This window comes from Accumulibacter sp. (genome assembly GCF_023806635.1).
In the GTDB taxonomy this organism is placed as follows: domain Bacteria; phylum Pseudomonadota; class Gammaproteobacteria; order Burkholderiales; family Rhodocyclaceae; genus Accumulibacter.
The window spans coordinates 31,921-43,946 of the sequence record NZ_JAMTDQ010000046.1 but is presented as its reverse complement, the minus strand read 5'-3'; the positions used below and the strand labels follow the sequence as shown (position 1 = coordinate 43,946).

General features: G+C 67.5%; 10 protein-coding genes. 5 read left to right on the top strand and 5 right to left on the bottom strand.

Translation table 11 applies throughout. From position 1 onward, the window contains the following. Window positions 1–22 precede the first annotated feature (22 nt). Window positions 23–1,192, top strand: coding sequence for a VWA domain-containing protein (locus NFW30_RS09330; protein WP_295354598.1), 1,170 nt, complete (start codon window positions 23–25; stop codon window positions 1,190–1,192). 24 nt (window positions 1,193–1,216) lie between these two features. On the opposite strand, the gene NFW30_RS09325 is transcribed toward NFW30_RS09330, so the two are convergent. Beyond that, complete coding sequence (locus tag NFW30_RS09325; RefSeq protein WP_295354595.1) at window positions 1,217–3,082, bottom strand: 5'-nucleotidase C-terminal domain-containing protein; 1,866 nt, start codon at window positions 3,080–3,082, stop codon at window positions 1,217–1,219. 53 nt (window positions 3,083–3,135) lie between these two features. Beyond that, window positions 3,136–3,312 carry a hypothetical protein gene (locus NFW30_RS09320; protein WP_295354592.1) on the bottom strand — a complete coding sequence of 59 codons (177 nt, stop codon included), beginning with the start codon at window positions 3,310–3,312 and terminating at the stop codon, window positions 3,136–3,138. Between the two features lie 40 nt (window positions 3,313–3,352). On the opposite strand from NFW30_RS09320, the gene lysM reads away from it, so the two are divergent. Next, complete coding sequence (gene lysM / locus NFW30_RS09315) at window positions 3,353–3,865, top strand: peptidoglycan-binding protein LysM (protein WP_295354590.1); 513 nt, start codon at window positions 3,353–3,355, stop codon at window positions 3,863–3,865. Window positions 3,866–3,913: 48 nt separating this feature from the next. Here the strand turns inward: lysM and NFW30_RS09310 are convergent, their stop codons facing one another. Next, window positions 3,914–4,984, bottom strand: coding sequence for a poly(3-hydroxybutyrate) depolymerase (locus NFW30_RS09310; RefSeq protein WP_295354587.1), 1,071 nt, complete (start codon window positions 4,982–4,984; stop codon window positions 3,914–3,916). Window positions 4,985–5,161: 177 nt separating this feature from the next. On the opposite strand from NFW30_RS09310, the gene NFW30_RS09305 reads away from it, so the two are divergent. Both NFW30_RS09305 and mscL read left to right on the top strand, forming a co-directional pair. Then, window positions 5,162–6,319 (top strand): pyridoxal phosphate-dependent aminotransferase, encoded by a 1,158-nt coding sequence (locus NFW30_RS09305; protein ID WP_295354584.1) that lies wholly within the window; start codon window positions 5,162–5,164, stop codon window positions 6,317–6,319. Window positions 6,320–6,681: 362 nt separating this feature from the next. Continuing rightward, the gene (mscL, locus tag NFW30_RS09300) at window positions 6,682–7,122 is read left to right on the top strand and encodes a large conductance mechanosensitive channel protein MscL (protein WP_295354581.1); all 441 of its coding nucleotides are present in this window, start codon (window positions 6,682–6,684) and stop codon (window positions 7,120–7,122) included. A 66-nt stretch (window positions 7,123–7,188) separates the two neighbouring features. On the opposite strand, the gene NFW30_RS09295 is transcribed toward mscL, so the two are convergent. Continuing rightward, on the bottom strand, window positions 7,189–9,930 hold the full coding sequence (locus NFW30_RS09295; RefSeq protein WP_295354578.1) for a M16 family metallopeptidase: 2,742 nt from the start codon (window positions 9,928–9,930) through the stop codon (window positions 7,189–7,191). A 432-nt stretch (window positions 9,931–10,362) separates the two neighbouring features. Between NFW30_RS09295 and NFW30_RS09290 the strand changes: the two genes are divergently transcribed. Beyond that, window positions 10,363–10,596, top strand: a complete 234-nt coding sequence (locus NFW30_RS09290) for a hypothetical protein (RefSeq protein WP_295354575.1) — start codon at window positions 10,363–10,365, stop codon at window positions 10,594–10,596. Between the two features lie 155 nt (window positions 10,597–10,751). Here the strand turns inward: NFW30_RS09290 and NFW30_RS09285 are convergent, their stop codons facing one another. Next, window positions 10,752–11,915, bottom strand: coding sequence for a CaiB/BaiF CoA-transferase family protein (locus NFW30_RS09285; protein ID WP_295354573.1), 1,164 nt, complete (start codon window positions 11,913–11,915; stop codon window positions 10,752–10,754). Window positions 11,916–12,026: the final 111 nt, after the last annotated feature.

The following is a 12,026-nucleotide window of genomic DNA, read 5'->3' as shown; positions in this document are numbered from 1 at the left end:
GTGGTGCCGACGACCGCCGACGATGCTGATCGACTTCTTCCTGCACCTCAAGGCGAGCCGCCTGCCGGTGTCGATCAAGGAGTTCCTGACGCTGCTCGAGGCGTTGCGGCAGCACGTCATCGAGCACAGCATCGACGACTTCTACCTGCTCTCGCGCACCGTGCTGGTCAAGGACGAGAGCCACTTCGACAAGTTCGACCGGGCCTTCGGCGAGTATTTCAGGGGCGTCGAGGCGCTGCCCGGGATGGAGGTGCTGATCCCGGAGGAATGGTTGCGGCGGGCGGTCAGGAAACATCTCAGCGACGCCGAGCGGGCGCGGCTCGAGAAGCTTGGCTGGGAAAAGCTGATGGAGACCTTTCGGCAGCGGCTGGCCGAACAGAAGGGGCGCCACTCCGGCGGCAGCAAGTGGATCGGCAGCGGCGGCAGCTCACCCTTCGGCCACGGCGGCACTCATCCCGAAGGCATCCGGCTGGGCGGACGGAGCGAGAACCGCGCCGCGGTCAAGGTCTGGGAGCGGCGCGAGTACCGCAACCTCGATGACAGCATCGAGCTCGGCACGCGCAACATCAAGGTCGCGCTGCGCCGCCTGCGCCGCTTCGCGCGCGAGGGCGCAGCCGACGAGCTCGATCTCGAGGGCACCATCGCGGGTACCGCGCGCAACGCCGGCTGGCTCGACCTGAAGCTGCGGCCGGAGCGGCACAACGCCGTCAAGGTGCTGCTGCTGCTCGACATCGGCGGCTCGATGGATGATCACGTCCGCGTCTGTGAGGAGCTTTTTTCCGCCTGCCGCAGCGAGTTCAAGCACCTTGAACACTACTACTTCCACAATTGCGTCTATGACTACCTGTGGCGTGACAACCGCCGGCGGCACAGCGAGCGCGTCGCGACGCACGACGTGTTGCACCGGTACGGCAGCGACTACAAGCTGATCTTCGTGGGCGACGCGGCGATGAGCCCCTACGAACTGCTGCAGCCGAACGGCAGCATCGAGTTCAACAATGCCGAGCCGGGCGCCGTCTGGTTGCGCCGCCTGGCCGACACCTGGCAGCACACCGTCTGGCTCAACCCGGAATCCGAGCACTCCTGGCAGTACCGGCAGTCGACCTCGCTGATCCACAACCTCCTCGGCGGCCGCATGTTCCCGCTGACGCTCGATGGCCTCGAGCGCGCGATGCGCCTGCTCAGCAAGTAGTGGCCAGTCGCCACGGCGGCTGCGTCACGGCAGCGGCCTGCCGTCACGCGCGATCACGCGCTGGTGGCTGTATTCGGCTGCCGGCGGCCGTTCGACCGTACCGCGCGCCTGCAGGTAGTCGACGAAGGTCTGCGTGTAGCTGAGATAGGTGTTGACGCTGTGGCCGGCCTGATTGATCCGGGCGAGAGTGGCGTAGCCGTCACCGCCGGTTGCCAGGTAGTCGCTGGTGACGACGGTATAGCCGCGCTCCGGGTCGAGTGCCTGCCAGCCACCACCATCCCTGGCGCGCACCTCGATGCGGCTGAAGCGGCTGCCGCGTGCCTGGCGCAGGTCGAGGTGCCAGCGCAGGCCGGCGGCGTACGGGTGCGAGCCATCCGAGCCGCCGTTGTCGAGGTAGTTGGCGACCGCGTCTTCGAGCACCTCGGTGACCTGGCGACCGGTCAGTTGCAGTTCGTACAGGACGTTGGTGTACGGCAGGACGGTGTAGGCCGTGCCATAGGTGACCTCGCCCCGGGGCAATGGCGTGCGGATGCCGCCGCCGTTCTGCAGGGCGATGTCGGCAAGCCTGCTCGCCTGGCGATAGGCCTCGGCAACCGCCTGCGCGATGTCGCTGCCGCGCGCCAGCCGGTTGGCGTCTTCACAGCCACTGACGCCAGCGCTGCGGTTGGTCGCTTCACCGGGGACGCGCACGAGGCACAGCGAGTCGCTGGCGGTGCCGATCCGCTGTCGCTTCATGTCGTCGAGGCGACTGGCGAAGCGGAGGAGTTCGGCCTGCGCCACGGGATCGGGAACGACCGGGCGGGCGTTCGTGCCGTGCAGTGCACCGAGGATGCGGGCGCGCGTCGTCGCGTCGACGGCGACGAAGGTGCCGCTGCCGTCCCGCTGCCGGAAGTCGTCGCCGATCGGCAGAGTCGGCGAGCCGCCGCAGCTCGCGACGGCGCCGCCTGGGTCGAAACGGACCCGCATCAAGCCGAAGATCCTGGCGTATTCCCAGGCCTGTCCGATACACACTGGATCACCATCGCGATTGCGGACGACGGTCGGGTAGGGGCCGGCGGCAGCGATGCCGATCGCCGAAAAGTCCCCGAGCAGTGTGTGCGAATCGCCACCAATGATCACATCGACCTCGCTCAGGCGTGCCGCCATGGCCCGATCGGCCTCGTAGCCCTGGTGGGTGACGAGAATGATGTGCCGGATGCCCATCGCGCGCAACTCGTCGATCAGCTTCTGGGCGGTCTCGACCTCGTCGTGGAAGCGCGTGCCGGGCAGCGGACGCGACGAGTTCATCGTCTTGCCGCGCACCTCGATGCCGATGATGCCGACGCGGACGTCGCCGAACTGCCGCAGCAGGTAGGGCTGCAGGTAGTCGTTGGCGCTCACCGGCGCGAGTGGTGAGCCGATTGCCGGCTCGACGTTGGCGGCGAGGACGGTCGTCCGGCACGGTCCCCGGCGCAAGTGATCGAGAAAGCGCCGCAGTCCGGCATCGCCTTCGTCGAATTCATGGTTCCCCAGTTCGAAGACGTCGAAACAGACGGTGTTCATCAGCGCTGCGTCGGCCTCGCCGTTGTACAGCGTGTGGTAGAGAGTTCCGGTCATGGCGTCGCCGGCGTGAATCTTCAGCAGGTTCGGCAGCTCCGAGCTGGCCTTGAACAACGCCGTCAGGCGCGGAAAGCCGCCGGCGGCGACGCGTGTCGGCACGCCGTCGAGCCGCAGCTCGAAGTCGGGCTGCGGCTCCAGGTTCGAGTGGTGATCGTTGATGTGGGCGATGTGGATCTCGATGCCGGTTGCCGGGCCGGGTGCCGGTGTTGGCACGCCCTGGCAGGCGGCGAGCAGGCAGCCGATGGCGGGCAGGGTGGCGAGCAGCGACGCGGGGTGGAATGTCTGGCGCATGACGAGGGTGGTCCGGAGGCAGGTGGGGTGAGCCGGCAGGGTTTGTCGCGGGATCAGCCGACAGCATAGACCCTGCCGCCCGCGTCTGCCAGCGCTTCGGCGATCGTGCCGCCGGCGTTGTACGACGACGCCGCCACTTCGCCAGCTACGGTCTTGGTGATTGCGCGGCCGGCTGCTAGACTCGCGCGCGGCCAGCGGTCCGTGCCGTGTCCGCTGGCGCGCGGGTTCACGCAGCGCCGGTCGGCGCGGGGCAATCAAGGAGGAGCGAAGATGGGATTGTTCGATTTCGTCAGGGCAGCTGGCGAAAAGCTGTTTCGTGCCGGAGACACCGAGTCGGCAGCGGCCGCAGCGGCGGCTGCACCCGACGACCAGGCGGCCAGGGACCGCCTCGAAGCACTGAACCGGACCGCCGGTGATGCGATCGAGGCCTACATCCGGACGCAGGATCTGCCGGTGACCGGTCTGGCCGTGAGCTTCGATGGCGCCAGCGGCGCGGCGACGGTTTTCGGTGTCGCCGGCGACCAGGCAAGCAAGGAGAAGATCCTGCTCTGCTGCGGCAACGTTGCCGGCGTGGCGCAGGTCAACGACATGCTCTCGGTCGATCAAGGCTCTGCCGAAGCGAGCTTCTACACCGTCGTCGCGGGTGACAACCTGTCGAAGATCGCCAAGGCACATTATGGCGACGGCAACAGGTACATGCTGATCTTCGAGGCCAACAAGCCGATGCTCGGCCATCCGGACAAGATCTACCCCGGCCAGGTGCTGCGCATTCCGCCCCTCTGAGGGGCTTGCGCGTCGCGCGCGCTGCGGACTCGCAGGCGCCTACCCCGACTACTCGGGCTGGCGCGGCGCCGCCAGCCGCTCCAGCATGGCGCGTACCGCCCTGATCTGCAGACCGTCACGGGTCGGGTAGTCGCTGCCCGTGTAGCCCCACCAGTCCCAGCAGGCGAAGGGATTGCTGATCCATCTCCGCGAACCCGACGCCAGGCCGTGGCGCGGCGCGGTCTGCGGGTAGAGGACGAGCAGGCGGTTGCTCTCGGCCCAGCGGTTGTAGCCGGCGCCGTCGACGAAGCGTCGCCCGATCTGCGCCGCGCTCTGGCGGCAGCCATGAAAGGCGACATGGACGCGGCAGGGGGATTCGCGACAGGCGGCCGGAACGTAGAGATAGGCTTCGTCGGCGAGACCGGAATCGATCGCCGCACCGGCTGCGAAGGGGCGCTGGTCGAAGGCCAGCATCTCGCCGCGGTCGGTGGCCGCGGGGGCCTGCAACGGGCCGAGCATGTGGCCGAGCATTTCCCCGGCTGGATCGAGGTCGCCGCAGCGGTTGATGAACGGCGATGCCGTGCTGCCGCAGCTGGCGGCTTGCGGGTCGGTGACCGAGATCATCGCGTGCGCTGCCTCGGGCACGCGCACGAAACGGATCGCCGCCGGCGGCAGCCACTCGCCGTAAAAGGCGGCGAGTCGCTCGACGACCGCGGTCCTCACCTTGTCGTCCTGACCGCCGGAAAGCAGCCACACCCGGTCATCGCGCAGATGCTCCGGCGGGTCGATGCGTCCGGCGCGTGCGTGTGCCTCGGCGCGCTCGCGCAGTTCGCCGACCAGCGGCAGCGGTGCCCACCAGGAAGGCGACATGCAGCGCGTCAGTGCCCGCCAGATGGAATCGTCGGCGCAATCGTACGGTCCGCCTGCGAGGACACCGGCGCCGCGCACCAGGCGCGAATGAGCCACTTGGAACTGGACCGCCATGTAGCCGCCGGAGGAAATCCCGGACACGGTCAGCTGACCGAGATCCGCTGCCAGTGCCGGCAGCGGCGGGGCGGCGAGCACGCTCCGGAAACCGGCGACGACGGCGAAGACGAGCAAGGCGGCGAGGCCGCGGCACGAGCCGGGGTGCGTTTTCATCGGGCCGAGTTCCAGGAAGAAGGGTGCAAGTGGCAGCGGCGATGCTACCAGATACTGCCTGCGGCCGGGCTCGCCGCTGCCGCGGCAGCGGCGTCGATCGGCCAGCCTTGTTGCCCGGCTGGCGCGCCTTTAAACTGTGCCCTTGCTCACTCTCGGCCGCGCCGGGCGCGGATCGCCATGCCGAATTCCGCCGTTGCCGTGGACTCGAAGCTGCCCCGGGTCGGGACCACGATCTTCACCGTCATGTCGCGGCTTGCCGCCGATTGCGGCGCGATCAACCTGTCGCAGGGCTTCCCCGATTTCCAGGCCGACGAAGCGCTCTTCGACGCGACCAGCCGGGCGATGCGCGCCGGCCGCAACCAGTATCCGCCGATGGCCGGCATCGCCGAACTGCGGACGGCGATCGCCGGCAAGGTGCGCGCGCTCTACGGCGCCGATTACGACGTCGAGGATGAGATCACCGTCACCGCCGGCGCGACACAGGCGATCTTCACCGCCATTGCCGCCTTCGTGCGCGCTGGCGACGAGGTCGTCGTCCTTGAGCCAGTCTATGACAGTTACGTTCCGGCGATCGAGACGCTCGGCGGGCGCGCGGTGTTCGCCAGCCTGCGCTTTCCCGACTACCGGCCTGACTGGGATCAGGTCCGCTCGCTGCTCGGGCCGCGCACGCGGATGATCATCATCAACTCGCCGCACAACCCGACCGGCAGCCTGCTGCGTGGCGAGGATCTCGATCGGCTTGCCGAGCTGACGCGCGGCAGCGACATCGTCGTCCTCGCCGATGAGGTCTATGAGCACATCGTCTTCGATGGGCGCCAGCACGCGAGCGTCGCCGCGCACGGCGAACTCGCCGCGCGCAGCATCGTCGTCTCGTCATTCGGCAAGACCTACCACATCACCGGCTGGAAGGTCGGCTACGTCCTCGCCGCGCGGGAACTGATGGCCGAGTTTCGCAAGGTGCATCAGTTCAACGTGTTCACGGTCAATGCGCCGTGCCAGTTCGGCATCGCCGAGTACATGCAGGATGCGTCGCGCCACCTCGGGCTGGCGCGCTTCTATCAGGCGAAACGCGAGTTCTTCCGCGAGCAGCTGGCAACCTCACGCTTCGAGCTGCTGCCCTGTCACGGAACCTATTTCCAGCTCGCCCGCTACGCGGCGATTTCCGACCTGCCGGACGGTGAGTTCGCCTGCTGGCTGACGCGCGAGGCCGGCGTCGCGGCGATCCCGGTGTCGGTCTTCCGCCACGACGGTGCCGATGATCGCGTCGTCCGCTTCTGTTTCGCCAAGCAGGAGGCGACGCTCGCCGCCGCCGGCGAGCGGCTGCGCCGCCTGTAGCGTCGGCGCCCGGCAGCCAGCGACGGGTGAGATTCGGTGACGCTATACTCAATTCTTCGATCCGGCACGCCGCTTGCCGCCGTTTGCGCGGCGAGAGTGAATTCCTGCAAGTTCTCTGGGGACAATCTCGCCGGGACAGTGTAGTATCCGCGCCGCACCGACCACACGGCACGTTGCGGCAGGCGATCGATCGACTTTGCCGCGGGTGTCGGTGCGAACGGCTGTCTGTCGAGCCTGGGTCGCTCTGCCTGCCGACCACTGCTGTCTGCCGGCTGGTGCGTCGAAGCCGATCCGCTGCAGCGACTTCGGCAATTCTGATGCACTGTTCCCCAACCATACCAAGCACGATGAAAGGAGATGCGATGAGCATGCTGCAGGAGTTCAAGGAATTCGCCATGAAGGGCAACGTCATGGATCTCGCCGTCGGCGTGATCATCGGCGGTGCTTTTGGCAAGATCGTCGATTCGGTGGTCGGCGACCTGATCATGCCGTTCATTGCCTGGATCATGGGCGGCAGGCTCGATTTCTCGGGCATGTTCCTGGTTCTTGGCAAGGTGCCGGAAGGCACGGCGATGACGCTCGACGCGCTGCGCAGGGCGCAGGTCCCGGTCTTCGCCTACGGCAACTTCGTCACCATCCTGGTCAACTTCATCATCCTAGCGTTCATCATCTTCATCATGATCAAGCAGATGAACCGCCTCAAGCGGACGGAGCCCGAGCCCGCGGCGGCACCGGCCGCCGTTCCCGAAACGCCCGAAGATGTCCTGCTCCTGCGCGAGATCCGCGACAGCCTCAAGAAGTAGGCTCGCATTCCCGCCGGGCTCGTTCGCCGCTGCCGCAAGCGACTCAGTGACGCAGGGATTCAGCACTCACTTGCCGAGACCCTTGCTGGCGTCACCGGCGAGCACCAGGGTCATCCGCCCGGGATCGATGTACTTGCGGAATGCGGCGCTGGCCTGCTCGGCGCTGACTGCCATGATCCGGGTTTCGAAGGCCTGCGAATCTCGCCAGTCGCGGCCGAGATCGAGCAGCGATGTCCAGCGCGAGGCGATCGTCGCGTCCTGCGAACGCGCGACCGCGCTGGCCTCGACGATGCCCTTGCGGGCAGCAGCCACTTCGGCGGCGGTGAAGCCCTTGTCGCGCGCCCGGCGAATTTCCTCGCCCAGTGCCTGCTCGGCGCGCGCCGCGTTCTGCGGTGCGACCATGGCGGCCACCGTCCACGTGGTCAGGCGTTGCCGCTGGCCGATCGACAGGCTCGAAGCGACGCTGTAGCTGAGCCCGTCCTGTTGCCGCAGGCGGTCCATCAGTCGGCTGGTCAGGCCGCCGCTGTTGCCGAAGATGTAATTGGCGACGAACAGTGCGGCCGCGTCGGCATCGTCGCGGTGCAGGTCGATGTCGAGCCGCGCCCGCAGGACGGCATTTTCCCTGTCGGGCGTGTCGATGACGATCCTCGCCGGTGGCACCGGGCGGAACTCCCGCTCAAGGCGCTCGTAGGGAGATCTCGAGCGGGTGTCGGCGAACAGTCGCCGCAGTTCGTCCTCGATGGCCTGTGCATCGAAATCGCCGACGATCGCGATCTCGCCGCGCGCCGTGCCGACGAGCTGGTCTTGGTAGTCGACCACTTCGGCGAGTTGCAGCCGGCGCAGTTGCTCGATCCGCTCCGGCAGTGGCGTGTGGTGGCGCGGGTCGCCGGGCGGGTAGGTGTTGAAATGCGCGGCAAGGGCGTCGCTGGCGAGGTCCTCGGGGTTGTCGAGCTGCGCCTGCAGGGCGGTCAGGTATTCCCGCCGCAGTTCCTCGAACTCGGCCGGCGGGAAGCTCGGCTCGGCGAGCAGTTGCGCCGCCAGGGCAAGCGCTTCGGGCAGCCGGTCGCGCGTCGTCTCGAACTGTGTCAGTCCGCCACGAACCTTCAGCCGCGTCATTTCGTCGGCGATCTGCTGCCGGCTCAACTGGCGGCTACCACGCGGCAGCATGGCGATCGCCAGCGCACCGGCCATCTTGCGGTCGCGCAGCGACTGCTCGTCGCCCCAGCGGAAGCTCATCGCGACGTTGACGGTCTGGCCCCGGTTCTGCTTCGGCAGCAGGGCGACCTGCAGATCGCCAAAGCGGCTCAACCGTGTCCGCCTGGACAGGTTTTCGTAGCCGGGGTCGAAAGCCTCGCTGGCGTCGCCGCGCGTCGCGGGCCGATAGCCGGCCAGCAATTCGGCGGCGGTCGGCGCCTTGGGCAGCACGGCACGCTGCGGCGAATCGTCCGGGATGAAGGCACCGACGACGCGGTTGTCGCGCACGAGGTAGCGGGCAGCGGCCGCATCCACCCGTTCCACCGTCATCCGGTCCAGTTGGTCACGGGCGTGGAAGAACAGCCGCCAGTCACCCAGGGCGATGTATTCGGACAGCATCACGGCGAACGACTCGGGATCGGTGAGCGCGCGCTCGTAAGAGGTGCGCGCTTCCGCCAGCGCACGTTCGAGTTCGTCGGCGGTCGTCGGTTGCCGTGCCAGCCCGCCTTCGATCGCCTCGATCATCGCTTCGCGAACGCGGTCGACCGACTGATCCCTGGCCAGGACGGCACCGAAGAGGACGAAGCCCGGTTCACGGGTTTCGACCGGCGACGCGAACACCTGCGTCGCCATGCCGGTCTGCACCAGGGCGCGGTAGAGACGACCATTCGGTGTGTCGCCGAGAACGTCGCTGGCGATGGCGATCGCCTCGGAATCGGGGTGCAGGCTCGCCGGCGTGCGATAGGCGACGGTCAACAGTTGTACCTCGCCCTTGCGCCGGATGACGAACTGGCGCTCGCCGTCGGCCGTCGGTTCGACCGTCCATTGTTCCGGCAACTGCCGTTTCGGTCGTTGCAGCTTGCCGAAGCTGGCGGCGATCCGGTCGAGCACTTGCTGCTCGTCGAACCTGCCGGCGACCGTCAGCACGGCGTTGTCTGGTTGGTAGAAGCGGCGATAGAATGCCTGCAGGTTCTCGATGCGCACGTTCTCGATGTCGCTGCGCGCGCCGATCGTGCTGTTGCCGTAGTTGTGCCAGTCGAAGAGCAGCGACTGCATGCGCTTGAACAGCACGCTCGCCGGCTCGTTCTCGCCCATCTCGAACTCGTTGCGGACGACGCTCATCTCGCTGTCGAGGTCCTTGCGCGCGATGAACGAATTGACCATCGCGTCGGCGCTCCAGTCGAGGGCCCAGCGGAGGTTGCCGTCGTTCGCCGGGAAGGTGAGGTAGTAGTTGGTGCGGTCCAGCGAGGTCGAGCCGTTGATGTCGAAGCCGCGTGCCTGGAACTGTCGCGCCGGGTCCGGGAAGCGTTTCGAGCCCTTGAAGATCAGGTGCTCGAGCAGGTGGGCCATGCCGGTCTCGCCATAGTTTTCGTGCCGGGATCCGACGAGGTAGGTGACATTGACGGTGGCGGTCGGTTTGCCGGCGTCGGGGAACAGGACCGCGCGCAAGCCGTTGGCCAGTCGGTACTCGCTGATCCCCTCGACCGTGGCGACGTGCGTGACGCCGGTCGGGAGGCGGACGACTTTCGCCTGTTCGGCGAACGCTGCGAGCGGCAGCAGCGCCAGCGTCAGCCACGCCAGAAAGCCGCCCACCATCGTGCTCGAGTTGTTCATTGCGCGCTCCATCCGGCTCATGGCTGCCGGGCTGGCGGCTCGCAGTGGCGCGCCGTGGCCGGCAAATGGCCTCGCAGGTTGTCGGGATTGGCAGATTTTCTCCTGCCAGAACGTGGAAAGGCCCGCACAGAGGGAGGGCTGCGCGGGCCGGGTGCTGCATCGCCGCCATGCGGAGGAGGGGGGAGGAGAGCGTGGCAGCGACGGGACGAAGAGTAGCAACTGCCGGCAGGGCCGTCTGTTGCCGCTGTGTTCCCTTCTGTAACGGCATGTGACGTGCCTTCAGGGATCGCCTCAGCCGCGGCGAAGGAGTCCTATTGCCTGCGGCTACCGGAAGCTGGCATGATTCGTCGCTCGAGCTTTGTTGATCCCGGCAGCGGAGCGGCGTGCAACCGCGCCGTTCGGTTCGCTGCCATGACCCGAGAGGAGGGTGCGATGAGTCAGGAATCCGATAGTCTGGGCCTTGCGACAGTCATTCTGGAACGACTGGAACGGGAGCGTCTACCTCGAGCACTCGACCTCAAGGCAAAAGTCGATGGCGGAGAGAGACTGGACGAACTCGACATCGCCTTTCTCGAGCGGGTCTTTGGTGACATGCAGGCGGCGCAAAAGGTCGTCTGCGAGCATCCCGAGTACCTGGAACTGGCGGCCAAGATGGCGAACCTTTAGGAGGAGATCACCGCCAAGGGCCTCGAGAATGAGAAGGCGCAGCCGTCGTAGCGTCCCTCGGCGGGATCTTGCTGCGAGCGGACCCTGAGCGGAGAGGGCCCGCCGACACGGGTCGTGTCGCCGAAGCGAACCCCGAACCGCTGCCGGCGGCGGCATCAGATCACCTTCTGCGCGCGCAGGCCCGCGATCTCGTCGTTGCTGAATCCGTTTGCCAAAAGGATCTCGTCGCTGTGCTCGCCGGCCTCGGGTGCTGGCAGGCGGACGGCGAAGGGCAGTTCGCTGAGCTTGAACGGCGGCGCGAACTGGCGCACGCCATCGACGTCGACGAGCATGCCGCGGGCCTGCAGGTGTTCGTTCTCCATGCTCTCCTCGAAGCGCAGGACCGGGGTCACGCAACAGTCCACCCGGTCGAACACGGTGCTCCATTCAGCCAGGCTGCGGCTGGCGAATGCAGCCTCGAGCTCGAGGCGGACACGCTGGCCTTCGCTGCCGGAGGCGAAGGCGAAGGGGGCGAGATCGGGACGTCCGATGGTGGTACAGAGCGTTTGCCAGAACTTGGGCTCCATCGCGCTGACCGCGAGATGGCGGCCGTCGCTCGTCGCGTAGACGCCGTAGCTCGGCATGCCGCCCGAGAGGACGTCCTCGCCGCGTGGCACGGCATGCCCGAGACCGAGGACGGCGAGCAGCGGGAACAGCGTGTGGGCGAAGACGGCGTCGGTCATCGAAACATCGACGTAGCGACCGTGGCCCGTCGTGCGCGCGTCGATGACTGCGGCGAGGACGCCGACCAACGCGCTCAGCGAACCGCCGAGCAGGTCGCCGATCTGGAAGTTGGGGATCGCCGGCGCACCGCCGACAGTGCCGATCTGGTCGAGCAGACCACAGTAGCCGAGGTAGTTGAGGTCGTGCCCGGCGCGGTCCCGGTAGGGGCCGTCCTGGCCGTAGCCGGTGATCGCGCAGTAGGCGATGCGCGGGTTGATCGCCGCCACCGCCGCGTAGCCGATCCCCAGCTTGTCTACCACGCCGGGTCGGAAGCCTTCGAGAATCACGTCGGCGGTCGTCGCCAGGCGCATGAACGCGTTCACGCCAGCTGCCTGCTTGAGGTCGAGCCTGAGGCTGCGCTTGTTGCGATTGACCAGCTGGAAGTAGCTGACGGCACCGTGTACCGCGCCGGCGCTGCGCGCATAGTCACCGGCTCCGGTGTCTTCGATCTTGATCACGTCGGCGCCGAGATCGGCGAGGTGCATGCTGGCAAGCGGGCCCGGCAACAGGCGCGTCAGATCGAGCACGCGCAGGCCGGCGAGAGGGGAGGGTCGCATGGCTGTGAGCTTTCGGAGAGAGGGTCGATACGGCAGGAGTCCGCGGCGTCGGCTGGCCGACCGGCAGGCAGCAGTTCCCGGACGGGCACGCGGATGCGGCAGCCTCATTCT

Coding starts and splice junctions, on each gene's coding strand:
- NFW30_RS09330 (WP_295354598.1), top strand. CDS start 23: ATGCTGATCGACTTCTTCCTGCACCTCAAGGCGAGCCGCCTGCCGGTG.
- NFW30_RS09325 (WP_295354595.1), bottom strand. CDS start 3,082: ATGCGCCAGACATTCCACCCCGCGTCGCTGCTCGCCACCCTGCCCGCC.
- lysM (WP_295354590.1), top strand. CDS start 3,353: ATGGGATTGTTCGATTTCGTCAGGGCAGCTGGCGAAAAGCTGTTTCGT.
- NFW30_RS09310 (WP_295354587.1), bottom strand. CDS start 4,984: ATGAAAACGCACCCCGGCTCGTGCCGCGGCCTCGCCGCCTTGCTCGTC.
- NFW30_RS09305 (WP_295354584.1), top strand. CDS start 5,162: ATGCCGAATTCCGCCGTTGCCGTGGACTCGAAGCTGCCCCGGGTCGGG.
- mscL (WP_295354581.1), top strand. CDS start 6,682: ATGAGCATGCTGCAGGAGTTCAAGGAATTCGCCATGAAGGGCAACGTC.
- NFW30_RS09295 (WP_295354578.1), bottom strand. CDS start 9,930: ATGAACAACTCGAGCACGATGGTGGGCGGCTTTCTGGCGTGGCTGACG.
- NFW30_RS09290 (WP_295354575.1), top strand. CDS start 10,363: ATGAGTCAGGAATCCGATAGTCTGGGCCTTGCGACAGTCATTCTGGAA.
- NFW30_RS09285 (WP_295354573.1), bottom strand. CDS start 11,915: ATGCGACCCTCCCCTCTCGCCGGCCTGCGCGTGCTCGATCTGACGCGC.